The sequence below is a fragment of the Lysinibacillus sp. FJAT-14745 genome (assembly GCF_001275675.1).
Taxonomy (GTDB): domain Bacteria; phylum Bacillota; class Bacilli; order Bacillales_A; family Planococcaceae; genus Lysinibacillus.
In genome coordinates this window covers 89,144-114,341 of the sequence record NZ_LITM01000004.1, presented here as the reverse complement: position 1 = coordinate 114,341, position 25,198 = coordinate 89,144, and the positions used below count along the sequence as shown (strand labels likewise).

Sequence of the window (25,198 nt, the reverse complement as noted above, 5' to 3'; positions counted from 1 at the left end):
TTTCCTTTTATTAGTTTAATAAAGGTTCCTCATCATAACGTGGGGAGCTAAAGTGTCGGCGTATCCCGCACTTCAGGGATTCCATCCGTCACTTCGTCAATTCTATCCGTCGCTCCGGGGGTTCTTTCCGTCACTCCGACAATTCTTTCCGTCGCTTCAGTTCTATCCGTCGCTCTGACGATATCATCCGTCGCTTCGTCGATTCTATCCGTCGCTCCGGGGGTTCTTTCCGTCGCCCCGACAATTCTTTCCGTCGCTTCAGTTCTATCCGTCGCTCTGACGATATCATCCGTCGCTTCGTCGATTCTATCCGTCGCTCCGGGGGTTCTTTCCGTCGCCCCGACAATTCTATCCATCACTTATATTTTGATAGATATTCAACATAAAAAAGAGCATCACTGTCGATGCCCTGTTACAAATAATTATTATTAAAACAATTCTTTAGCTTTTACCTTCTCCATAAAAGCGACGTATCCTGTAAAACCTGGAATGATACGCGCAGTAGGTTTTGGCTTTACTTTTTCTTCTTGTTTCTGCTCAGCCTTCGCTAGTTGTTTTAAAATCTGCTCAAATGAAGCAGGGTTAGGTTTTGGCAATTCATTTGAAGAAATGGCTAGTGCTTTACTGCCGCTATATTCATGTAAAAATGCATTTGCCATATGGCGATAGCCTTCAAAATTTGGATGTACATCAGAGATATTGGGTACAAGATTTGTTGCGTTTAACCCAAAAGCATCATAGACGTTTACATAAGCTGCTCCAGCATGCTCTGCCTGTTTCTGTAAAATCGTATTTAGCTTTACAAGCTGTGTATTTGTGCCTTCTTTTTGCGTAGCATGAGCATTTGGATAAGCAAAATAATAGCCCATTACATAGACCTTTGCTTTAGGTGCCCGCATTTTCAATTCTTCTAAAATCTCCGCCATATTTTTTCTGGCAACGTTTAATGCATAATCTGTTTGTAGCTGCGCAAAGGCTAATGTACCGGCAGTTGGATTGACCTGCACTAGACGTAGTAAATCGTTGGCACCTGCCGAAACAGTAATAAGTGTTGCATTAGCTAATAAATCACTTGCTTCCTCTGACTTTACTCGTTTCAAGACATCAGCTGTTGTATAGCCTGGGAAAGCGAGCTCCTTCGTATAGAAACTCAATTGTCCAGTCATCCCTAATTTCATGGCGATTAAATCACTGTAGCCTGTATCAATCTGTTGATAAGGCGTTTGACCAGCCGCCAAGGAATCTCCAATTGATAGGTAGTTTTCAGTCTGAGCAAAAGCAGATGAAACACCTAATGCCATCATTAATATAGCTGTACCAATTATGCTTAGAAATCGTTTCATCTGCCTTACTCCTTTCTTCACATCAAGAGCCGCCTAAAATGTCCAGCTACCTTTGCGGAAAATTGGTTCTACAGTTCCATCTGGTAAAATACCGTCAATGTCCATCTCACCGCTGCCAATCATAAAGTCCTCATGAGTAACTGAAATATTTGCACCTAACGCTTCAAGCTGTCCGTTCTCTAAATCTCTTCCACCCTCTAGGCAAGTTGGATAAGCTTCACCAATCGCTAAATGATTCGATGCATTTTCATCAAACAATGTATTAAAATATAAAATCTCAGATGCTGAAATTGGTGATTCATGCGGTACAAGTGCTACCTCACCTAAATAGCAAGAGCCTTCATCTACATTAATAAGCTCCTGTAATAAATCATGACCTACTCGTGCTTCAGCCTTAACAATTTTTCCTTCTTCAATTGTCAGTTTAAAGCCATCGATAATATTCCCTTGATAAACTAATGGTTTTGTATTGCTTACAAAGCCATTTACACCTTGTTTCATCGGTAACGTATAAACCTCTTCTGTCGGCATATTAGCAATAAAGATAGTATCATCTGGCGTTTTACTACCTCCAGTAAGCCATTTATGCTGTGGCGCTAACGCAATTGTTAAATCAGTGCCTGGCGCTGTATAGTGAAGCTTCGCATATTTTTTATTGTTCAGTAGGGCCGCACGAGATTCTAAATTTACTACGTGTTCACGCCAGTTTTCAACAGCATCGCCTTCACCGATACGCACAGTTTTAAAAATGGCCTCCCATAATGCTGGTACTTGTTCCTCAGCTGCTAAGTTCGGGAATACCTTCGATGCCCACTTTGGTGAAGGGACGGCAACGATCGACCAAGCTATTAAATCCTTCATTACGGCGTTGCGATAGTTTTTCAGAGCAGCTCCTGATACCTTTTGATGGGTAGCTAGACGATCTGCTGAAATCCCTGTTAATTTATCAGGGTCTGCAGCATCAATCCATAGTAGTGCTCCTTTACGTTCGATCACTTCGTCACGCATTTTAACTATCCATTCTGGGAAACGATTAAATTCTTCATTTGAGGCATGCTCAAAGTAAGCACGATCCATTTCATCATCTGAAAAGTTAACATGAACACGTCCTGCCCCAGCCTTATAAGCTTCTTTCACAACTAAACGGGCAAAATCTAGCGCATTCACTGATGTGTTAACTAATAAGTATTGCCCTGGTTGAATATTGACACCTACTTTTACCGCAAGTTCTGCATATGCTTGTAATTTTTCTTCAAAAGTCATATTATTTACCTCGCTTTTGTCCAATTGTTTTTGAATTACCCTCCACTAGCTTGCCTTCATGCCATACTTTCTGTACAGGTTTTGCTGAAATTTCTCTTGTCCATTTTTTATACGTTTTTTCATCACGATAAGATAATAACGTTAATACTTCACCATCTGCTCCAGCACGACCTGTACGACCAGAACGATGCAAATACTGCTCAATTGTTCTTGGAACATCGACATGAATAACATGTGTTAAACCTTCAATATCTAAACCACGTGCTGCAATATCTGTTGCAATTAAAATACGCGCATCACCTTTACGGAATGCATCTAACGCCTTTTTACGTTCTTCCTTCTTCATGTCAGAATGTAATGTCACAATCGGTGCCGTACGATATTGTAATTTCGTTTCCTTCATCAGCAATTGATCGATATTGTTGACGAAAGCCAATCCACGTAATCCTTCCGTATGTGATAGTCGGCGTAGGAAATCAGTTTTATCACGCTCCTCCACTTTCACGAAAGAATGTACAACTTTACCAACCTTTAACATATCCTCAGGTTTGATTTTGAAACGTAATGGCTCGAACATCATGCGACTAGCTACTAATTCAATTTCCTCCGTAATTGTTGCTGAAACAACAACTACTTGTCGCCCAAATGCTGCACCTTCGATAAAGGATTTTACGACAACACGATATTCACGACTTAGTAACTGATCACACTCATCTAAAATAACTGTTTCAATTTCTTTTAGCTTTAATTTCCCAGCACGTGCTAATTCATTTAATCGGCCAGGTGTTCCTACAACTATCGTCGGTTTTTTCTTTAACTTTTCGATTTGACGTGCAGAGTTTGCGCCACCAATTAGTTGTTGAACCGTAATATCAGAACCTGCTGTCCATTCACGGATAACCTCTACAATTTGCATTGCTAGCTCCTGTGATGGGGCTACGATAAGTCCTTGTGTTTGTTTTTTTGAACCGTTTACTTTATTTAGTAAAGGAAGTACATACGCTAAAGTCTTCCCCGACCCTGTCGGCGATTCAGCTACAATATCTTTGCCCTCAAGCATTGCTGGAATCATTTCTTCTTGAATTTTCATCGGCTCTTCAAATTTCCATTTTGCTTGTACATCTTCATTTAATAAATTTATTACTGACATGTAATTTCCCACCTTCTATCTGCTTGACACTAGTTTAACACACTAATCATTTTCCTACTTCATAAGTACGTAAACCATTATATTATCGTTATAATGAGGTTTTCTTAGTTTCACCTATCTATTTTTGAGTATGCGAATAAAAAAAATCTGAGCGACTTATGCACGGGATTTGTCAGCCTTCAAGCCCTCATAGACACTTGAGCTTCTTTGAAGGTTTACAACTTACCTGTGAAAAGCGAACAGATTTTTGGGCCAACATGATGTTGGTCACTCAGTCGTTGACACAGGACGTGGCGTTCTTAGACTGAGTTCCTCTATTTCAGCAGGTGTTTTTTGTAGCTGACGCTATAAAAAACACCTGCTGAAATAAGTTCATACAATTGTTAATCTACAATTTTATAGCCACATGCCAATATAGCACGTTCTGCTAAAACGATTAATGAGTCGATATATTTGTTACTTAATTTTAAATCTCGATTGACGATTGATAATTCAGTACATCCTAATACGATACGATCGCAATTAAGTGCAAGCATTGCTTCTTCTATCGGCTGCCAGTCCTCCTGAGAGACATCTTTTCCAGCCTTTACATAATCATAAATAATAGACATGACTTTTTCTTTCATCACATCGTCTGGTAAAACTGGTGTTATACCAAATTCCTCTAACGCATCTTGATACATACGTGAGGTTAATGTACCCGTTGTCGCTAAAATACCTACACGCTCTGCCCCTAAATCAGAGGCGCGCTTTGCCGTTTCTCTTATCATATGTAATACAGGAACTGGAGAACCTTCAACAATCTCATCATAAAAGGTATGTGCCGTATTACATGGAATAGCAATCACATCTGCCCCAACAGAAGCAAGCTTTTTTGCATCTGCGACTATTACTGGTACAGGATTTTCCTTTGTACTGTCTAAAATAAAGGCAGTACGATCAGGGATATTTGTATCATTATCAATGATTGTATGTAGATGCTCCTGATCCTTTGTTGCCTTCGTACGTCTTACAATCATTTCACCGATAAACATCGTTGCAAGTGGACCAACGCCACCAATTATACCTAAAGTTTGTTTTTCCATTAGTTTGACAGACCTTTGTTGTTAAAATATTTCTTATATTGGCGATAAAAGCTTAAATTATCTAGCGTTATATTCAACCAACGCTTCGCATTCATATCCTTATAATTAAAGATGGAATCCGTTGCCATACCTTGGCGAATAAGGCTTTTCGCTTCAATCACAAGCTGTTCATTTTGTACATATTTAAAGAGGACACCATTTGGCACAATTGTCCAAAGATGCTTGTTCTGAACATATGTTAGCTGTTGCTTGCTTCCGCGGATAAAATCATCCGCAACATATTGCATTAAATTATGGCCACTTGCTGTCACATAATAATTTGAAAGTTCATTATGTAATTCAATACTTAATAACTTATATTGACCATCACGTTCATCATACTTCATATCAAACGTAGCAAAGCCTTGGAATCGTATTTCTTCTAGAAACAATTTCACGCGGTCCATTAATTCTTTATCATATGCTGTCATGATGGCTACATAGCGACCAATCCCCTCTGGAGAATGCTCTTCTAAAATCGGGTTACCTACTGAAAGCAGTTTCACCTTACGATCTTGCCCAACATAAGCATTTACGACGCACATATGAGCATCTTCGCCAGGAATATATTGCTGTACCATTATGTCATCTCGGTATGCCGATTCCTTATAAATAGCATGGAAAATAGCATCCTTTTCGTCGTTATCTTTTGCAATATACACTTTTTTCTTGCCTGGAAAAATACATGTAGCATACTTTGTCATATTCAAAGGTTTAATGACAACTGGGTATTCAAAAGGGATGTCAAACCCCTCATAGTCATTGACAGTGCAAACATGCATTGCCGGATAATGAAAGTCGAACTTCGCACAAAGTTCATACATGCTCTCACGTGTCAATAGCTCGTTAGCAAGTTCAGCATCCACATAAGGAATTACAAAATACTCTGCTAGTTCCTCTTTATGTTGCACAATTTTTTTTACGTAAAATTCATCGCAGGCTAATAACAGCAATTTTTTACCTGCAAATTCCTCTGCAATTGCCTTTAACGCAATGACAAAGCGTTCTTCAATATGGAGTCTTGGAACTTCACGAAATGTTAATAAATCACTTTGCTGTATTTTCTCCATATTCGTATGATTTAATGCAAGTGGTTTAACGCCATAGGACTCGTAAAATGCTCTTGCCATGCCGTAAGCATTCATTTCATCTCCTAATAAAACCGGTAAAAAAGTGTGCTCAATGGCCATTCTACTCAACTCACTTTAGCTTTTTTTAGGCTCTCACATAACGCTGGGTTTCATCCCCAGTGATGAGCCTTTTTTATAAGTGTAACATACTTTCCTTGTACTCCTTATAACTCTTCTTTGAATCATTTATGAACGGCTACAGCTTGTTTATCTAAATCTTTATAGCTTTTAAAAAACTGATCGACATTGTAAGTGACAAAGCCTTTTAATGGATCCATGACAACTACTTTATCACCTAAATGCCCGGTTAAAACAACAGCATGTAAGTTCATAAACGCTTTATGCGGCACTGTTTCACCTTCATAGATCCAACCCTTATCTGGATTTATTTTCGGCTCTGATAAATCCAATGTCACCCATGTCACAACAGGGACTCCCTCCCGAACAAGCTGTAAAATTTCATCCTGCGAGGCTCCACTCTTATTTGTCACTCGTAAGTCTGCCTGTTTATCAGCTATTACTGCCTCTGCTGCTTTGACAATCGGAGCTGCAAAGACATACATACCATGTGCTTTATCACGAGGATCTCCCGCAAAAGCCTGTGCTGGATTTGGACCAAATCGTTGTCCGTCTACTATACTTATTGTTTGCTTTGGTAAATAGTTATCAGCCATTTCCAGCTTCGTAACATCTAGCCCATAATAATTTAATACAGCTGTTAACGATGTTATTTCACAGCCATGTGGTAGTTCAGGATTTTGCATAACAACTGGCACATCCAGCTCTTGCTCGTCCCTTGAAAAATGTGTTTCCAATCGATAATACGGCTTTGTCGCATCATATGTAAAATTTTCGATTGTCGTATAACCATCGTTTTTCGTACTATTTTCAAGCGTAGTTGCCGCCATAGCATATTTCCGTCCCTCGATAAGCTTCGAAAATGTTGCTTCGCCCTCTTCCGAGCCAACTGCATCCTCCACTACCTTACCCGTCTCTATATCTGTAGCAGTTATATAAAGGTTAGGTATGGGTGCACCACTATTAAATTCTACCGTTAAAACCGTTAATCCTTTGTTTTGCGTTTCCTGCTGAGAAACTGGATTACAACTCGAAAGTAGCATGATGATCATAATACCTATTAGTAAAAGGTGTTTATACCTCGTCCACAAGACAAATTCCGCTCCTATCTTGTTTGAAGACAATAACTTCAATTCTATTATATTATTTCAATTTGTCGCAGACTCTATTATACGCTAATTTCATAGACGTTCCTATTTTAACTTCTTTCAGCATTGTCCAAACATCCAGTGAAATAGAGGAACTCAGTCTAAGAACGCCACGTCCTGTAGTAATTTATCAATGCGAAACGCTTTCGCGCAATAAAAATCTGCTGACTTAAAGCCTCAGACGCAAATGCGCAGAGGCCTAATTGATCTTCATATACCCTCTATATGCGACACAATAACATCTCTAAATTTAGAGTGCATCTTATCAAGGTATTACTAGGTTTGCTACTTTCGAGTTTTACTTTTATACACTTTATTTATGGCGTGCTTACTCTCGGTCGTAATGTATGCTTCAAAACTTTACCCGAGGCATTACGTGGCAATTCAGTTAAAAACTCAATTTCATGTGGCACTTTATACTTTGCAAGCTGAGTCCGACAATAAGCCAATATCGCCTCTTCATCGGAAGACTTTCCTTCCTTCAATACGACAAATGCTTTCGGAACTTCACCATATACTTCATGTGGTAAACCTACAACGGCTGCTTCTAAAATTTCTGGCAGTTGATATAAAACCTCTTCTACCTCGATAGGATAAATATTTTCGCCACCTCGAATGATCATATCTTTTTTACGATCAACAATATAGAGATAACCTTCTTCATCAAAACGTCCTAAATCTCCTGAATAAAGCCAGCCACCTTTAATTGTTCTAGCTGTTTCTTCAGGACTACGTAAATAACCTTTCATGACTTGTGGTCCTTTGACACAAATTTCTCCTACCTCACCTGCTGGCACAGTTTCACCAAAGCTATCAACAACACGGACGTCTGTTTGTGCTAATGGTTTTCCTACTGATCCAATCTTTGTCAATGCATCGGCATCTAAAAGGGAAGTGGCCGCAGGAGAATTTTCAGTTTGTCCATACAGGTTTTGTACTTTCACATTAGGGAATGCCTCTTTCACTTGCTTAACAAGCTCATAAGGCATCGGTGCCGCTCCGTAACATAATAAACGTAAATTTTTAAATGTATGTTCCTTAAAGTTAGGTGTATTTAAAATAATTGTATACATTGACGGAACACCAAAGAAAATTGTTGAAGCTGTAGCGGCAAACTGTTCTAATGTGTTTGTCGAAGAAAAAGCCTCTTCTATAACCATCGTACCGCCTTTATAAAACATTGGCATCGCAAATACATGAAGACCTGCACAATGAAATAAAGGCGTACAAATAAACATTTTATCCTCATTGGTCATATCCATTGATGACGACCATATATCCGCAGTTGATACAATATTTTGATGAGTTAGCATTACTCCTTTCGGTTTACCCGTCGTACCAGAAGTATACATAACAACAGCAGTATCATGAGGCTCCAATTTGACAGTTTTACTTTGACCTGGATAGTTTTTAATAACTTCTTTCATTTCTTTGAGCCCTACAATATGTTGAAACGGATACGCCATAGTTGCGAGTACATCCTCTAACCTTTCATCATAAATAAGTCCTTTAGCTTCTGAATGATTAAAAATAAATTCGACCTCTGGAGCTGCTAGTTTTGTATTAATGGGCATGACAACATAGCCCGCTAACTGAACACCGATATAAGCAATTAAAAATAAATCTGAATTGAGCGTATATAATGCAATTACATCATCTTTTTTAAAACCTTGCTCTTGTAAGTACGCTGCGAATTTTTCTGCACTTTTATAAAATTCACTATAAGTTAGCTTTGTCCCATCGTATACCGTTGCAATCCCTTTTGGTTGCTGCACAGCATAGTTTTGTAGAATATCTGTCATTAACATCGTCATCATAAGCCCCCCAAATCTTTAATATTCATTACCCTCACGCTATAAGAAAATTCAGAAAATTACAATTATATTTTATCAATCTATGAAAAGGTTGGCAATTTTTCTATACATAAAAAAGTATGAGGCCCAGAGCGCAAGTTGGAACGGAAATCAGCTTACGCTATGGTGATGAACCAAAATACGACCAATATTTTACTAAATATACTTATACATTTGGATCATCACCAAAACGTGTGGTTGATTTCCGTTCCGACTGGGCGCTTTCCTGGGGGCGTCCGATGAGCCGCTTCGCTTCGCTGCAGGGTCTCATCTGTGACGCTGATCCCCAAGGAGTCGCCCAGTCTCCACTCCAATCAACTTATTCACATAGTATACGTTTTACCAAAAGTCATCCACGACTTTTAGTGATGAACCATACATTTTACTTTTCTATCAATTTCTGTTAGGTGTATGATATTGTATATTGATTTTTAAGAAAGGCCTGATTAAAATGCTGTACGCGCTTTTAGGAGATTTACATTCTAATATAGAGGATACGAAGGCAGTTCTAGCCCATATTCAGCGAACTGCGAAAGATGCAAAAGTATTGGGATTAGGTGATTTATATGAATGTACTGTAAGCAAGAAAAAGGCACAAACATTATCGGGTATACCGCTACAAAAAGCTGCGATAGTAGAAAATGATTTTGAAAATTTACTAACATTCCCCTCAATTCGCGGTAATCAGGAAGAGCGTATTACACTTGTCACTGGCATCGAACGTTTTACAGAGCTACCTGAAACAATGGAGATTGATGGTGCAACACTTATACATGGACATCAATTTCAATGGAGTGTGACGTGGCAACCTACATTTCCGCCATTCAAAAAACCACTTCTTTTCTTCGGACATAGTCATGAATCAGGTCTTTATCATCTCAATAAAAAATTACCTATTCGTATTCGCTTTGGCCAACCAATTGCACTACAAGAAAAGCAGTACGGTATCAATGTTGGATCAGTTGTTGATCACCGTGAGTGGTGTCTTTACGATAGTAATAAACGAACAGTAACATTTATGTGCGCTCCTTCTGTTGAGAATGTTTGATTTTTTTCATCAAGAACACACCTCAATATGGAGTTTCGCTAATATACAAAAAACGCTAAAGTCAACTTTGACTCTAGCGTTTTTTAAACTAGCAATTCTCACAATCCTTTAAAGCATCTAGTAATTTTTCCATTTCACAAATACGATCGCACATAGTTTGAATCATATTTCGAAGGATTGGTATTAATTCTTGGCAAATACAGAACCTTAAAACGTTTTGTGCTAGTCGAACGCCTCCCTGATGGTGAACAATCATTGTTCGCAGAAAGTTTATATTAATATTATTGGAAACAGGCGGTAAATTCATTGCTTGGAACATAGCTCCGGTAATTTCTTTATACGCACACATGTATTCGTACAATTCACATTCCGAATTTTGTACGATACAGCATCTATTTTGTATCGCTTCGAGGCATTCAACAGTCTCCGTAGTTGTTGCTATTATTTCTAATGCAAGATTTTGTACAAGTATATTAGTGGTGTATTGCAAAACATTTTCCGACAATTTAATAGCAGCTACTTGATGCGGTAATATTTGCTTAATAAAATTTTCTGAAATACTACATGTAATTGTCACATAGGTCATGCCCTGCATCATTTTATCGAGGATTCTTTGATTATCCTCTAAATAAGCCTTTGTTACATTACTGAGTACAACTGTTTTAGTCATTAGACACACTCCTTTCAGAGTAATATATGCCCGATAGATTGTCGTGCTGTAGACAATTGTACCAACTGATATCTATTGTTTCTTGCCAGCTATTGAAGTATTTTTAAGGATAAAATAAAAGGATTAATCTTTTCTATATGTATCCAAGCACTTTTGACAAATACATTGCTCTTTAGGTACTGCTTCAAGAATTTCTTTAGGAAAACTTTTTGTCATACACCAGCAATCCTTTTGCCCATTTACTACTCCACAATGATTTTCTTGCCCACATAACGGACAACGTTTTTCCTTCATTTGTACACCTCCCTTACATGTACTTTACATTGTAAAATTGATTTTTTCATTCCAATCGCGCTTTTACGGGATCAAAAAAAGAGGAGTACTTAATTTCATACTCCTCTCCAAATAGTTTATTGCTTTTTCCCATGAATCTCTTGCTTTACTTCTTCGACATCTGTATCACTATATATTTCTGTACCGCCTCCGCCTCTTTGGGCTAGCAGCTTTTTCACTTCATTGTAAGATAAACCACCTTCTGCATTGTTTCTTTTTACTTCATTAATATTCGTTCCTGCAGAAGTAAACTGAGCTTCGTTATGGTTAGTCATGAAAATCCCTACCTTCTATAATTCATCAGGCTGCAATTCAATCAATTCATCGCCTTCACGTTCTACTTTCTTATTGAGCTCCCTAACCGGGATAGCATCAACCGTTTGCATATCTTCGTGTAAATCGAAAAGACTTATAGTATCTGAATCAACCATGTCTGGTTTGTTCTTGCTCGCTAAGTTCATAAATACTTTTTTCTTATGTGGTATGTTTTCTATATCCATCATTACTCACTCCTTTACTTGTAGTATGTGCAACGGTGGACAAATCATGTGCCTTTCGTTTTCGCGCTTTTATCGATACGATGATATTCAGATATTTGAATAACCCGAACATGTCTTGTATGCAACTCATGATAAATCCCTCTACTATCTGTAAAGGATATATATTGATCTCGTTCGCTTCGAACTAATGCCTCTGCTTTTTCCTGTGATTCGATATGGATAAATCTCCTTACATAATGCATTTCATCAAAAAAATAAGTAATTTTAAATTCTTTCATAAATAACTCCTCGATTACTGGATATGGCTTGTTACTGCTTATCATATCCAACTAACTGCAGTTGCTATCCTTGTGAAAATTCAAGGTATTTTCTATATCTATGGCATAACATGTATTAAAGCTATTATTTTAGGCACATTGCCATAACGTGTGGTTGATTTCCGTTCCGATTGGGCGCATTCTTGGGGTCCGTCCAGTCTCACTCCAAACAACTTAAATTCATGGCATACGTTTTAACAAAATGTCATCCATAACTTGGTGATGAGCCTTATTTTATTGGAGGTGATAAATTTGATCCATACAGTTAAAGCAGGCGAAACCTTGGCTCAAATAGCTAGAAATTATCGTACACCGTTGTCGTCCATAATGGCTGCTAATCCTGGGTTAGATCCGAATGCACTTTATTTAGGACAGCAAATTATTATACCTGGATTTCCTAATCCAAATACTATCCCTTATAGAATAGATATTTCTACTGAAAATCGATGGTTACGGTTATATAAGGATAATATTCTTCAAAAGCAATACCCCATTGCAGTTGGTAGAATGCTACATGGTACACCTACTGGCGATTTTATAATCATTAATAAGGATCCAAATCCTGGTGGTCCGTTTGGGACAATGTGGATGAGTTTATCTAAAGAGCATTATGGAATTCATGGAACTAATAATTCTAGCTCTATCGGTCATGCAGTTTCACGTGGTTGTATTCGTATGCATAATAAGGATGTCGAAGAGCTTGCAAGCATTGTCCCAATTGGTACTGAGGTTTTTATTCATCCTTAAAATTCATTTTTAGACTTTCATTTTATACTTCCACTTATTTAAGTTAGGCGCTTACAATCATTAAAATTCAGGCTAAAAACATTCCTTAGATTTTATCGGAATGTTTTTTAGCTTTATCGGAACATTATGTGGATTTATCGGAATGTTTTCCAATTTTATCGGTACATTATGCTGATTTATCGGAATAAAAAAAGGCAACCTGAAAATCTCAGATTGCCTTCATTTTTATGCCTTCATTTCAAAAGTGAACGCTATGGCCACTTACCATAATTGGACGGAAAACACATGCCAGAATATGCTATATGAAGTGGTTGATTGGAGCGACTCCTTGGGGATCAGCGATATAGGAACGAAGGCTAAAATTATCACGTCCTGTACGGAAATCAACCTCTCACTTTGCTAAAGAGACTACTTTAATGCAAATTAATCTTCACCTCTAGATTGTGCAAGCTTCGATAAATAGTATTGTTCCTCTCTTAGCATATGATCCGCCATTAGAGCTGTAAATGTTCCTAATACTTCTGCACTTAACTCCATCTCCTCTAACTCACGCAAAAAAGTTTTGAATAATCCCATTTCTATATCCACATCATGATTAAAGCGAGTTAATGCGGGGAATGAGTCTATTTTTGAACGTAAAAATCCTGTAAGCTCCACTGCTTTTAAATAAAATTCTTCAAAATGTTGGGCAAAGGTAGTACTTTTCTGCCTCAATCTTCTTTCTACACCATCCAAATCGTCATGAATGAAACCTGCATGTCCTGATGCATCTAGAAGCCAGAGTAAGTGATGATGTAGTTCATGAAAGATCGGTGGAACTTCCCCCTTCTTCAAATAGCTAAGAACATTTTGATATTCCTCTAATTCATTCACCATATGATTAAAAAAAGTAGGTGGTAGATGGATATTAATATTTCCCGTTAATTGCTTTCTAAGAATATAAAATTTAAATTGCTTTAGTTGTTCTACAGCATCGTCGACTGTAAGTGAAAAGGAAACCGCATTATTGGCATCTATTGAATGAACATAGGCAAGCAGCTGAGAAAATTGAAGAATAAATGAACTCGCTCTTTTAATATCCTCTATTTCCGATGGATACAAGGAATCATGAATAAATTGAGAATGATCTTTTAATATCCTTAGCCAAAACTTATGTTCAAACATCGCATGTTGTAAGTAATTCGACAACCAGTCACATCCCCTTTATTCTATACGTTCCTCTATTCTATTCTTCTTGAAAATCTAATATTAATGCTTAACCTCAAATTGTCTTTTCGTATAGGATGAAACGCTTAAAGCTATACTACATAATGTTGAAGCATCGAAACAAAATTTCATTAAAGGTATATCCAAATTAAAAATTAGGAGGGAATATGCTTGTCCGCAAAAGACAATACATTATCGATTTTCGCCTTAGGTGGCATTAATGAGATTGGCAAAAATATGTATGTAGTACAGTATGGGAATGATATTTTAATTATCGACTGTGGTGCTAAGTTTCCTGACGAAAGCTTACTTGGTATCGATTTAATAATTCCTGATATTACGTACCTACTGGAAAATAAAGAGAAAATCAAAGCATTAATTGTGACACATGGACATGAGGATCATATCGGCGGTATCCCTTATCTGTTAAAAAAAATAAATGTCCCTATTTATGCAACACGTTTTACTCTTGGTTTAATCGAGCTAAAGCTGAAAGAGCATAAGCTTTTAAGAGAAACAGAACTAATAGAAATTCGTTCCGATTCATCTTTAAATTTCGGACAACTTGATGTTAGTTTCTTTAGAACAAACCATAGTATACCTGATTGCTTAGGTATCGTTATGAATACACCTGAAGGAAATGTGGTACACACTGGCGACTTTAAATTTGATTTAACGCCTGTCAATAATCAGTTTGCTGATATTCATAAGATGGCTGACATAGGATCAGATGGCGTACTAGTACTGATCTCTGAAAGTACGAATGCCGAAAGACCTGGATTAACTCCTTCAGAGAAGCTTGTCGGTGGTCATATTGAAGATGCATTTTTACATGCCGAGCGTAAAATTGTTATCTCTACTTTCGCTTCTAATGTTAATCGCATACAGCAAATTGTAGATGCAACGATTACTACAAATAGAAAGCTTGCATTACTTGGCCGTAGTATGGTGAATGTTGTAGATGTTGCACTTGAGCGAGGCTATTTAGACGTTCCAGAGGATTTGTTAATTGATGCACGTGAGGTGAAATATCTCCCTCCTGAAGAAGTTGTTGTACTATGTACAGGTAGTCAGGGTGAGCCATTAGCTGCACTCTCTCGTCTAGCAAATGGCAATCATCGCGAAGTGAAAATTTTACCTGATGACACAGTTATTTTAGCTTCATCCCCTATCCCAGGAAATGAAAAGGGCGTTTCACGGATTGTTGATAATTTGTTCCAACTAGGTGCGAATGTTATTTATGGCTCGTCTAGTCATACAGGTATGCACGTTTCAGGTCATGGCTACCAGGAAGATTTAAAACTAATGCTAACACTAATGAAGCCTAAATTTTTCATTCCAATTCATGGTGAATTCCGTATGTTACATCAGCATCGTTTGCTAGCTGAGTCCGTCGGTGTCAAAAGAGGGCATACATTTATTATGAAAAATGGGGATGTTGTTGATATTGAAAATGCAATGGCTAGGCAAACACGTAAAATCCCTTCAGGTGATACGTATGTCGACGGTATCGGTATCGGTGAAGTCGAAGGAATTGTCTTACGAGATCGCAAACAGCTGTCAGAAGACGGTATGCTTGTTATCGTTATAACACTTAATAAAATAGATGGTACCTTTATTTCTGAACCAGATACAATTTCGCGAGGCTTTGTTTATGCTAAAGACTTTGAAGAGCTTTTAACGAAAGTAAATATTCTCGTCAAAGAAACCGTAAATGAGCTTCAGGAAGAAAGTAAGCAGCCAATCCATGTCGTAAAAAGAGAAATCAAAAGAGCTGTCGGTCAATATCTATTTACACAAACAAAAAGAAAACCGATGATTTTACCTATCATTATCGAAATTTAACTTCTTTCAGCAGATGTCCCAACATCCGCTGAAAGAAGTTAAAGCCTCCGGCGGATGTCGGTGTAAGAGGTTTTTGCCTTTACACCGACTAAATTTATTTTATACGATTATTTCTCATTATGGATTGCCCAATTTATTTAAGCTCATTTTCGAAAATTTTATGTAGCATACTATTGTAAATATGCTGAGCCTGATTAAACCCATGCTGTAAACTTTTTGAGTGATTTTCTAGTTGCACCGAAAAATTGTCAAAATGCTGTGGTAGCCCTTCTACTGCTGTCATCAAAGACTCTTTATTTTTTAGTAAAAGCTGAATCTTATTTAAAATTTGCACCTTTCTGTGTTGGATATCTATCATCGGAATATCAATGGATATCTGGTACAAATGATGCCATTCTTTATTAATTTGATACCATCTGAGAAAGTGTAATAAATAATCACTTAAAATAATTGTTTCATTTGGAATAATAGCGACGATATCATTTGCAATACAGATTTCAGTTTCACATTGATAAATATATTTATTTGTGTCCTTCAAATTAGCTTTAGTAAGAATGATGGTTTTAGCTGGTACTGGTGCACACTTAAAATGTTTTTTAAATGTAATATTAACTTTTGGTAATTGTTCAATATCATCATCTAGCATTAACTTTTTTAAATTTCCTGCTGTAATTAGGGGTACTCCGATGTTCGTAAAATACTTTTTTCTAGGTACTATTTTTCCATCTTTTATTATAGCAACTTCATCTAATCGATAACGCTTTACCATGCCTGAATCCTCCAATCCTTAACTTAATTAGTTATACCCTAAAACAAGCTACTGGAATCATCAACACTATTTTGTATAAGTCTTTTTTCTCAATAAAAACTTACTAACAATCATTGTACCATTTTACTGTAACATTATCTCTATTATACCACTATAATGGTATAGGCATTTTTAATGTTTTTCACTAGCTTTTTACATAGAGGTGAATCATATGTCAGACTTTTTAAAGCTAGTAGGCGAACAACTCCGTATTATTAGGGTTTCCAAGGGGCTTAGTCAGGAAGAAGTAGCAGAAAAAACGGGGAAACTAGGTTTTAGTAAAGGACGAATCTCAAACATTGAACACGGGCAATCTAATATCACATTAAGCACTTTAGAAACGCTGATGAAAGCATTAGATATTGCCCCTGAGGAGCTTTTTAATTTTCAAAGATTATCTGGTGTTACTGATATTGAAGAAAAGAACCTTGTGCTTGACATACATCGATCAGTATTAAGGGAGCGCAATTTAGACGAGGTAAAATACGTAGTACGCATTACGAAGGATTTTTTAGATACTATTGATTCACAATCAAAGAAAAACAGCTCCAATAGTCAATGACGTTGGAGCTGTTTTGACGGCAAGCTACAAATTACTTTTTGAAAACTCTTGATACACTGCTTTAAGACGACTAATATCCATCTCGTATTTATTTTCATATTTTCTAGCAATATTTTGGCCCGAAGTAAATAATATTAAAATTAAATGCCCGATTGGTGAAGACTAAAAATCCGTGGAGATAAAAAACCCCACGGATAAAAGTTTCACTTTATTCCATTCCAAACTTTTGACGATAGCCGCATTTTCTACATAGCTCTTCGACTGCTTCTCTACGTGAAAATCCGTCGACAATATTATTTGCACGTTCACCTTGAACAATGTCTGTGAAGGATTTCTCGTTCACATTTCCCAAATTAATAACGCCCTCACCATCAAGACAACACGGCACTACTGTACCATCCACTAAAATAGCGGCTTGGCTTCGTAGTGCATGGCAAAAGCCTTTTCCTTCATCTTCAGGCTCCAGTAAACTTGGCCACTTAAATTCATGATCTTGATTTAAATAAATATTATTAGCGATCTTTACACCTTTACCAGGTTGCACTTTTTCTTCGATGCGATAATCAAGATTATATTCTTTTTCTAGAATTTCGAGCGTTTCACGATTTCTTCGTGCCGCAATATCCGTTACATGATCCCTCTGTAAATTCCATAAACGATATGAAATAATTGTATTATAGTCTTTCGAAGCACGCACAAAATTCAAAATATCTCCTAAATATTTCTCACGATTTTCTGATCCCTCATGACCGTCGAAACTATGCAAAGAAAAATTGATTTGGCGTAAGGCTGGTTTCCCTAGTATCTTTTCATGATTCTTTTTAATCAGTGTACCGTTCGTTGTAATATTGACTTTAAAACCTTTCTCATGCGCTGCGTCAAGCAACTGATCAATGCGTGGGTGTAATAGCGGCTCCCCTTTTACATGCAAATAAATATATTTCGTATGAGGACGTATTTCATCCAATATTTTATTAAATTGTTCCACTTTAATAAGTCCCTTTGCACGAGCAGTTGGAGGACAAAAGCTACAAGCTAAATTACAGACACTCGTTATTTCTATATAAACCTTTTTAAATGTTCTCAACGTTGATTCACCGTTCCAGTTCTTCATATATTCAAATCCTATTCATTTTAACAAATTTCACGATAAGGAACAGTTTTTCAGTCTCCTTCCCCTCATTTTTATACATTTTAGGGCTACATGAACAAGTAAGCTAAAGAAAGATTAATAACTAAATAGTAATGCTAAAATGAAGGAGGTGAAAATTATGCCTGATAATGAACATTCAAAGGATCCATCTAAAAATCATATTACCATCAATCTTACTATTAATATTGGCAATAGAAATCCATTTTGAACAAAGGGCTGAATGAAAGCGCCCAGCAGGAACGGAAATCAACCCACATTATGGCGCTGAGCCTTTATTTGTTACTGCAAAAAACTTCTATCTGTGAGTATAGCCCATGCTAACAGATAGAAGTTTTTTGTTTTAGTTATCCACCAAGCAATCATGTCTCACACATTGCGCTTATAATTTTTTGTACCATCATATGAATAAAGCATCGGCTTTCCATCCACATATGTTTCTAAATGAACAGGACGACCCCATAGCTGATAAATATAGGGCAAAACGTTTTCTAAATAGCGCGGATCGAGCTCCATTCCCTCATAGCCATGTACTAAATAGAGCTCTCCGTTGCGAAGATAATCCCCATTTTTAACGACGATATATGGGAATCCTCCGTTTACACGCATCGATACGAGCTGATCTCGTACCATTTCATGATCCTTATCTGTAATACGGTATTCATTGCCCTTTTTCTGGAACAAATAAAGATCCTCTCGCTTTGCTAAATCCTTCGTCAAATAGTTGCGGATAAAGGATATATCCGATTCTATCTCTCTAACCTCAAACATTTTTTCCCGTCCAGAGTTCGGTTGTACACCTAGCTTTCTCATCTCTTCCGTTGGATGATTATAGCGCTCTTCAATGTCCTCAAATATTTTCACACCAAGGTAATAAGGATTAATGGATGTCTTTGAAGGCTGCACAACACCTGCATTTAACTTTGCAAATTCAATCGTTTCCGCTGTTGTTAGCTTAAGCTCCCGCATTATACGTTGATGCCAAAAGGAAGCCCAACCCTCATTCATAATTTTTGTCTCTAATTGTGGCCAAAAATATAGCATTTCCTCACGCATCATCGTTAATATATCTCGCTGCCAGTCCTCGAGCTCTCGACTATGCTCCTCTAAAAATAGCAATAAATCTTTTTCTGGCTTTGGCGGGAAGTGCTTTATTTTTCGCCTTACTGATCTATACTCTTTTTCCTTATCATCTAAACGCCATAGATCATCATATGGTGATTTTGCTTGAGTAATTTCCTCATCAAGTTCATCTTCTGTATTCCATGACAATTTTGGTCGTAAAAGGGATGGATCGATATGCTCCTGAATCGCTAAAACTGCATCTAAAAACTGTTCGACCTCATCCTTTCCATATTCTCTTTCATAACCAGCTATCCGTTCAGCTGTTGCAGTCATACTCTCCACCATATCTCTTCTAGTATTGGAGAAGCGTACATTATTTTTAAAGAAATCGCAGTGAGCCAATACATGCGCAATAATTAATTTATTTTGTGTTAACGTATTTGTATCAAGCAAAAATGCATAGCATGGGTTTGAGTTAATCACTAGCTCATAGATTTGACTTAGCCCTAAATCATATTGAAGCTTCATTTTATGGAACTGTTTACCGAAGCTCCAATGCGAAAATCGAGTAGGCATACCATATGCGCCAAATGTATAAATAATATCTGCCGGACAAATTTCATAGCGCATTGGAAAGAAATCTAAGCCAAAGCTTGAGGCAATTTCTGTAATTTCATCAATCGCTCGTTCAAGCTCTCTCTTCTCCACTTTTTCGTCCCCTCCTTTGAACATGATTTAAGATTCACTTTTTTTGAAAAAGCTCTTTAGGGCATCGTACACATCGCCTTTTTTTCTCAAAATATGATATCTAAATTTAGGGTCATCTAATTTTTTGTATGTGTACATAAGTGTTGAAAAGCGGTTATGCTGATTGACTTCACCGTAGCCAAACATGCTTGATACATCCATTAACTCTCCCACTAGCTTTAAGCACTTTTCATTATCCATTGATATATTTTCACCATCTGAAAAATGTACTGGATAAATATTATAACGAGCAGGGTTATACTTTTCCCGAATTAGTTCCAATGCCTTTATATAGGCAGATGAACAAATCGTTCCACCACTTTCTCCCTTCGTAAAAAATTCCTCTTCTGTTACTACTTTTGCCTCGGTATGATGTGCAATAAACTCAATTTCCACTGTTCCATATTTAGAGCGCAAAAATTTTGTCATCCAAAAGAAAAAGCTCCTAGCGCAATATTTTTCGAATGAGCCCATCGAGCCACTTGTATCCATCATGGCAAGGACCACTGCCTTCGATTCAGGTTTTTCCACTTCATCCCACGTTTTAAAACGCAGGTCCTCATTGTGAATCGGTGTAATTTCTGGTTTCCCTTGCATAGCATTACGCTTTATCGCATTGAGGATTGTGCGCTTTTTATCGACATTTCCCATTAAACCTTTTTTCCGAATATCATTAAACTCAATTTTTTCGGTTTTAATATCCGCTTTTTCTTTCTGCTGTAGGTTTGGTAGCTCAAGCTCGTTAAATAACACATTTTGAACCTCTTCAATGCTTACTTCAGCTTCATAATAATCCTGGCCTGGCTTGTCACCAGCTTCTTTTCCTTTACCATTAGCCTGATCGCCTCTGCTGGCATCACGCGCAACCACATCACCTACATTACTGTCCCCTTGCCCTTGCCCAACATGCTTGGAGTTATCATAGTTATATCGAATTTTATATTCATCAAGTGAACGTATAGGAATTTTAATAACCTCACGACCATTGGACATGACAATGCTTTCTTCACTAACTAAATCGGGTAAATTATTCTTAATAGCATCTTTTACTTTTTCCATATGCCGTTGCTGGTCCTGGTGCCCTTTACGATGGAGGGACCAATTTTCCTGAGAAATGGCAAAACGTTTATTTTCGTTTTCAGTCATTTTTATCCTCACCCATCTATCAAATTCGCTTTTTCTATACTATGCTAGTCATTCGCTTTCTTGAACTTTTTTAAAGAAATCAATTACACTTCGTGGTTACTTCACTTACGGTAAAAAATAAGTGAATGAAGATAAAAGGAGTGCCCTAAAATGGGACACTCCTATTCACTCCTATCAATAGTCTTATAATTTCCACTGAATAGGTCAAAGCCACTAACGATTTAACAGACTACCTACATACTGCAATAATTCATTTGCAGATGTTGTATTATAGCCATGCTCATCAACAAGTCTTGCCACAACCTCATTAATCTTCTTCAACTGTGATTCATCCGGCATTTTTGAGGATGTTGTAATTTTCACGACATCCTTAAGATCCGCAAATAGTTTCTTCTGGATGGCTTCTCGTAATCTTTCATGAGAATTATAGTCAAAACGCTTACCTTTTCGAGCATAAGCAGAAATACGAATTAATATCTCCTCACGGAATGCTTTTTTCGCATTTTCCGAAATGCCAATTTGCTCCTCAATAGAGCGCATTAATTTTTCATCTGGATTCATTTCCTCACCAGTCAAAGGATCGAAAATTTTATTTTTATTACAAAACGCTTCAACATTATCAAGATAATTATTCATTAATGTTTTTGCAGACTCTTCATACGAGTAAACGAAAGCTTTTTGCACTTCATTCTTGGCAATTTCATCATATTCTCTTCGAGCAACTGCAATATAGTTCATATATTTTTCTCGATCTTCCTGAGAAATAGAAGCATGCTGGTCAAGCCCATCCTTTAGTGCACGCAGAACATCTAATGCATTAATAGATGGTATCTCTTTTCGGATAATAGCAGAAGAAATACGATTAATAATATACCGTGGATCAATACCGTTCATGCCTTCGTTCGGAAACTCTTTTTTCAGCTCCTCTAAGTCAACGGAATTAAATCCCTCCACATTTTCTCCGTCGTACAGTCGCATTTTTTTTATAAGATCCACACCTTGTTTTTTCGGTACTTCCAGTCTTGTTAGAACCGAAAAGATTGCTGCGGCCTTCAATGCATGTGGCGCAATATGAACATGTGCCATATCGCTTTCTTTAATCATTTTTTCGTAAATCAATTCTTCCTGACTAACTTTTAAGTTATACGGAATCGGCATGACAATAATACGTGAATGTAACGCCTCATTCTTTTTATTTGAAATAAATGAACGATATTCTGTTTCGTTTGTATGTGCAACAATTAACTCATCTGCACTAATTAATGCAAATCGCCCTGCTTTAAAATTACCTTCCTGCGTTAAAGATAATAAATTCCACAAGAATTTTTCATCTAGCTTTAACATTTCTTGGAATTCCATCATACCCCTGTTTGCCTTATTTAGCTCACCGTCAAAACGATAAGCACGAGGGTCAGATTCTGAACCAAATTCTCCAATTGTTGAGAAATCAATACTACCTGTTAAATCTGCAATATCCTGTGATTTTGGATCTGATGGCGTAAATGTTCCTATGCCCACACGTTTGTCTTCAGAAAAAGTAATACGTTCAATCATCACATTTTCAATACGTCCATCATACTCCTTTTCAAGACGCATCGTATTTAAAGGCGATAAGCTTCCTTCAATTCGTATACCATACTCTTCATAAAAATCATTACGCAAATGATGTGGAATTAAATGTAGAGGATCCTCATGCATTGGACATCCCTTAATGGCGAAAACTGCGCCTTCATCTGTTCGCGAAAATTGCTCAAGTCCGCGTTTCAACAAGGTCACTATTGTGGATTTACCACCACTTACTGGTCCCATTAATAACAAAATACGTTTTCTAACATCCAATCTTCGTGCTGCCGGATGGAAATATTCCTCCACCAGTCTTTCAATTGCTGTTTCAAGCCCAAAAATTTCTTGCCCAAAAAATTCATACATTTTTTGCCCATCGCGTTCCTCTACACCACTACTTTTGATCATATTGTAGACGCGTGAATGGGCTGTTTGAGCAACTTCAGGTCTTTCCTTGATGATGTTTAAGTAATCTGCAAATGTACCTTCCCACTTCAGTTGATTTTCTTCTTCGCGATAGCTTTTCACTTTATCTAAAATGTTGATAGCCTTCCCTCCATTCAGGGCTTGATTTATAACATAGTATGAAGGAAATGACATTATGATACCCAATACTTTTTCAATGTCGAAGTTTCTTCTTATTGACAATAATTTTTTCCTACAGAATAAAGGAATTTAAAGCAAATCAAAAAGAATGCGTTTAAACTTACTCGTTTCACCTGACGTTTTAATGGCTCATTACCAAAGTTAGGTTGACATTTGTTAAAAGATATTCCATGAGAATAAGTTGATTGGAGTGGAGACTGGGCGACTCCTCGGGGATCAGCGAATAGAGGAACTAAGGCTAAAATCATCACATCCTGTGATAACGCCTTCATGACCAACATCGTGTTGGCCCGAGACCCTGCAGCGAAGCGGATGTTTTCTGTGCGAAAGCGTAGTGCTAACGTAGCGGCAGCAACGAAGCGGCTCATCGGACGCCCCCAGGAAGCTCTGCTCTGTGCGAAAGCGTAGCGACAGCAACAACAAATGTTTTATCTGTAGCGAAAGCGAAGCGGCAGCTACAAAGCGTCCAGCCGGAACGGAAATCAACCCTACGTTATGCGCCGTTTTTCACAAAAATTGCTCATTTCTACCGCTTTATTTTCCCACAAAAAGTGCTGAATGAAGAAAAAAATTTCGGTTATTCTAACGTTAGAAAGGAGGTCCATTATTGAATCGCCATTTTATATTCCTTTTATCATGGATGTTTTTATGGAGCTTTACTCTCCCCGCTGTTGCTTTAGCAAAAGAAGAACCTACCCAAGAAGAAATTGTTCAGCAACGTATGGCCTATTATGTACAATTTGACGAATTACTCATTCCGTGGCATTTCTTAGCAGCCATTGACCAATATGAGCGCAATTTGCAATCAGTTCGTAAAGATATTCCGAAACGGGATGGTACCATTGCCATTCAATTTTCTGATGAATATTGGTCAGGTGCTTTAAATCCTGTAAGAGATGATACTCGCCCAGACACAATTAGTTACTTTGGAGGAATGGGGCTAGATGGCAATAGTGATGGAGTTGCTAGTCCTAAGGATGATGTCGATATCATATTCTCCATGGCTACTTTTTTAAGTAAATTTGGAACAACTGATGAGGACTTTAAATTAGCTTTATGGGAATATTACGGAAGTGAACAGGCCGTAAATCAAATCTTCACCATTTCCAAAATGTATAGTCATTTCAAAACAACTGAACTCGATGCCCACACATTCCCAATACCCACCAATTACGATTACAGCTATCGGAGTACATGGGGTGCCAATAGGGGCTGGGGTGGACGCCGTATTCATGAAGGAACAGATATTTTCGCTAGCTATGGTACTCCAGTGATTTCTACCTCCTATGGTGTAGTGGAAATAAAGGGGTGGAACCAATTTGGTGGTTGGCGCATAGGAATTCGAGATAATCATAATTCGTATCATTATTATGCCCATCTTGGTAGTTATAATAAAAAGATTAAAGTAGGAGACCTTGTCGAACCTGGAACTGTTCTCGGTTATGTTGGTAGCTCTGGCTACGGTAAAGAAGGGACGTCCGGAAAATTCCCTCCCCATCTTCACTACGGTATATATAAGTTCAATGGACGTACAGAATGGGCATTTGATCCATATCCATCATTACTACAATGGGAACGAATTGCAAAAAAAGCGAAACAATAATACATTTGAGCGCTTGGTGCATTTTTGCAGCAAGTGCTTTTTTCATTAAGTAGGAAAAAATACATAAAGCAAATAAAAAAATTTCATAATTGTACTAAAGACACATATTTTTAACTACCTCCCTCGTTAACATCAAAATGTTATTGTACTAAAAAACCATTTTTCATTTTCCCATAAAAAAAGTTTATTTATA

24 protein-coding genes are annotated in these 25,198 nt (G+C 37.4%); 5 read left to right on the top strand and 19 right to left on the bottom strand.

Annotation, left to right across the window (positions count from 1 at the left end):
- Positions 1-428: 428 nt before the first annotated feature.
- From AMS59_RS07070 to AMS59_RS07040, 7 genes are all read right to left on the bottom strand, one after another.
- Entirely contained in the window at positions 429-1,343 is a 915-nt protein-coding gene (locus tag AMS59_RS07070) for an SGNH/GDSL hydrolase family protein (protein WP_053483045.1), read from the bottom strand.
- 33 nt (positions 1,344-1,376) lie between these two features.
- On the bottom strand, positions 1,377-2,606 hold the full coding sequence (locus AMS59_RS07065) for an aminopeptidase (RefSeq protein ID WP_053483044.1): 1,230 nt from the start codon (positions 2,604-2,606) through the stop codon (positions 1,377-1,379).
- Between the two features lies 1 nt (position 2,607).
- Complete coding sequence (locus AMS59_RS07060) at positions 2,608-3,756, bottom strand: DEAD/DEAH box helicase (protein ID WP_053483043.1); 1,149 nt, start codon at positions 3,754-3,756, stop codon at positions 2,608-2,610.
- A 383-nt stretch (positions 3,757-4,139) separates the two neighbouring features.
- Positions 4,140-4,841: an aspartate/glutamate racemase family protein gene (locus tag AMS59_RS07055; protein WP_053483042.1), complete on the bottom strand. Its 702-nt coding sequence runs from the start codon at positions 4,839-4,841 to the stop codon at positions 4,140-4,142.
- On the bottom strand, positions 4,841-6,070 hold the full coding sequence (locus tag AMS59_RS07050; RefSeq protein ID WP_053483041.1) for a hypothetical protein: 1,230 nt from the start codon (positions 6,068-6,070) through the stop codon (positions 4,841-4,843). The genes AMS59_RS07055 and AMS59_RS07050 overlap by 1 nt, the downstream gene beginning before the upstream one ends.
- Before the next feature lie 122 nt (positions 6,071-6,192).
- On the bottom strand, positions 6,193-7,179 hold the full coding sequence (locus tag AMS59_RS07045) for a C39 family peptidase (RefSeq protein WP_053483040.1): 987 nt from the start codon (positions 7,177-7,179) through the stop codon (positions 6,193-6,195).
- A gap of 374 nt (positions 7,180-7,553) precedes the next feature.
- The gene (locus AMS59_RS07040) at positions 7,554-9,050 is read right to left on the bottom strand and encodes a class I adenylate-forming enzyme family protein (RefSeq protein ID WP_082337420.1); all 1,497 of its coding nucleotides are present in this window, start codon (positions 9,048-9,050) and stop codon (positions 7,554-7,556) included.
- 490 nt (positions 9,051-9,540) lie between these two features.
- Between AMS59_RS07040 and AMS59_RS07035 the strand changes: the two genes are divergently transcribed.
- Positions 9,541-10,137: a metallophosphoesterase gene (locus AMS59_RS07035; protein ID WP_053483106.1), complete on the top strand. Its 597-nt coding sequence runs from the start codon at positions 9,541-9,543 to the stop codon at positions 10,135-10,137.
- Positions 10,138-10,225: 88 nt separating this feature from the next.
- Here AMS59_RS07035 and AMS59_RS07030 read toward each other — a convergent pair whose 3' ends face one another.
- The 5 genes from AMS59_RS07030 to AMS59_RS07015 form a co-directional block, all read right to left on the bottom strand.
- On the bottom strand, positions 10,226-10,807 hold the full coding sequence (locus AMS59_RS07030) for a DUF305 domain-containing protein (protein WP_053483039.1): 582 nt from the start codon (positions 10,805-10,807) through the stop codon (positions 10,226-10,228).
- A gap of 123 nt (positions 10,808-10,930) precedes the next feature.
- Positions 10,931-11,101 carry a cysteine-rich CWC family protein gene (locus tag AMS59_RS24115; protein ID WP_082337419.1) on the bottom strand — a complete coding sequence of 57 codons (171 nt, stop codon included), beginning with the start codon at positions 11,099-11,101 and terminating at the stop codon, positions 10,931-10,933.
- A gap of 116 nt (positions 11,102-11,217) precedes the next feature.
- Entirely contained in the window at positions 11,218-11,415 is a 198-nt protein-coding gene (locus AMS59_RS07025; RefSeq protein ID WP_053483038.1) for a hypothetical protein, read from the bottom strand.
- A gap of 15 nt (positions 11,416-11,430) precedes the next feature.
- A complete protein-coding gene (locus AMS59_RS07020; RefSeq protein WP_369814312.1) occupies positions 11,431-11,643 on the bottom strand; it encodes a hypothetical protein in 213 nt (70 codons plus the stop codon).
- Positions 11,644-11,684: 41 nt separating this feature from the next.
- Entirely contained in the window at positions 11,685-11,918 is a 234-nt protein-coding gene (locus tag AMS59_RS07015; protein WP_053483036.1) for a hypothetical protein, read from the bottom strand.
- Between the two features lie 291 nt (positions 11,919-12,209).
- Here AMS59_RS07015 and AMS59_RS07010 point away from each other — a divergent pair, with 291 nt between their 5' ends.
- Entirely contained in the window at positions 12,210-12,704 is a 495-nt protein-coding gene (locus AMS59_RS07010) for a L,D-transpeptidase family protein (RefSeq protein WP_053483035.1), read from the top strand.
- A 423-nt stretch (positions 12,705-13,127) separates the two neighbouring features.
- Here AMS59_RS07010 and AMS59_RS07005 read toward each other — a convergent pair whose 3' ends face one another.
- On the bottom strand, positions 13,128-13,892 hold the full coding sequence (locus AMS59_RS07005; protein WP_053483034.1) for a DUF2935 domain-containing protein: 765 nt from the start codon (positions 13,890-13,892) through the stop codon (positions 13,128-13,130).
- Positions 13,893-14,081: 189 nt separating this feature from the next.
- On the opposite strand from AMS59_RS07005, the gene AMS59_RS07000 reads away from it, so the two are divergent.
- On the top strand, positions 14,082-15,755 hold the full coding sequence (locus tag AMS59_RS07000) for a ribonuclease J (RefSeq protein WP_053483033.1): 1,674 nt from the start codon (positions 14,082-14,084) through the stop codon (positions 15,753-15,755).
- Between the two features lie 133 nt (positions 15,756-15,888).
- Here the strand turns inward: AMS59_RS07000 and AMS59_RS06995 are convergent, their stop codons facing one another.
- Positions 15,889-16,524: a restriction endonuclease subunit S gene (locus tag AMS59_RS06995; protein ID WP_053483032.1), complete on the bottom strand. Its 636-nt coding sequence runs from the start codon at positions 16,522-16,524 to the stop codon at positions 15,889-15,891.
- Positions 16,525-16,735: 211 nt separating this feature from the next.
- Here AMS59_RS06995 and AMS59_RS06990 point away from each other — a divergent pair, with 211 nt between their 5' ends.
- A complete protein-coding gene (locus AMS59_RS06990; protein ID WP_053483031.1) occupies positions 16,736-17,125 on the top strand; it encodes a helix-turn-helix domain-containing protein in 390 nt (129 codons plus the stop codon).
- Between the two features lie 208 nt (positions 17,126-17,333).
- Here the strand turns inward: AMS59_RS06990 and AMS59_RS06985 are convergent, their stop codons facing one another.
- From AMS59_RS06985 to AMS59_RS06965, 5 genes are all read right to left on the bottom strand, one after another.
- The gene (locus AMS59_RS06985) at positions 17,334-18,212 is read right to left on the bottom strand and encodes a radical SAM/SPASM domain-containing protein (protein WP_053483105.1); all 879 of its coding nucleotides are present in this window, start codon (positions 18,210-18,212) and stop codon (positions 17,334-17,336) included.
- 432 nt (positions 18,213-18,644) lie between these two features.
- Positions 18,645-20,048 (bottom strand): SpoVR family protein, encoded by a 1,404-nt coding sequence (locus AMS59_RS06980; protein ID WP_304438248.1) that lies wholly within the window; start codon positions 20,046-20,048, stop codon positions 18,645-18,647.
- Positions 20,049-20,075: 27 nt separating this feature from the next.
- On the bottom strand, positions 20,076-21,233 hold the full coding sequence (gene yhbH, locus AMS59_RS06975; protein ID WP_053483029.1) for a sporulation protein YhbH: 1,158 nt from the start codon (positions 21,231-21,233) through the stop codon (positions 20,076-20,078).
- Positions 21,234-21,446: 213 nt separating this feature from the next.
- Complete coding sequence (locus AMS59_RS06970) at positions 21,447-23,342, bottom strand: PrkA family serine protein kinase (RefSeq protein ID WP_053483104.1); 1,896 nt, start codon at positions 23,340-23,342, stop codon at positions 21,447-21,449.
- A 92-nt stretch (positions 23,343-23,434) separates the two neighbouring features.
- A complete protein-coding gene (locus AMS59_RS06965; protein WP_053483028.1) occupies positions 23,435-23,770 on the bottom strand; it encodes a hypothetical protein in 336 nt (111 codons plus the stop codon).
- 239 nt (positions 23,771-24,009) lie between these two features.
- Here AMS59_RS06965 and AMS59_RS06960 point away from each other — a divergent pair, with 239 nt between their 5' ends.
- Complete coding sequence (locus tag AMS59_RS06960; protein WP_082337418.1) at positions 24,010-25,005, top strand: M23 family metallopeptidase; 996 nt, start codon at positions 24,010-24,012, stop codon at positions 25,003-25,005.
- The last annotated feature ends 193 nt before the right edge of the window (positions 25,006-25,198 follow it).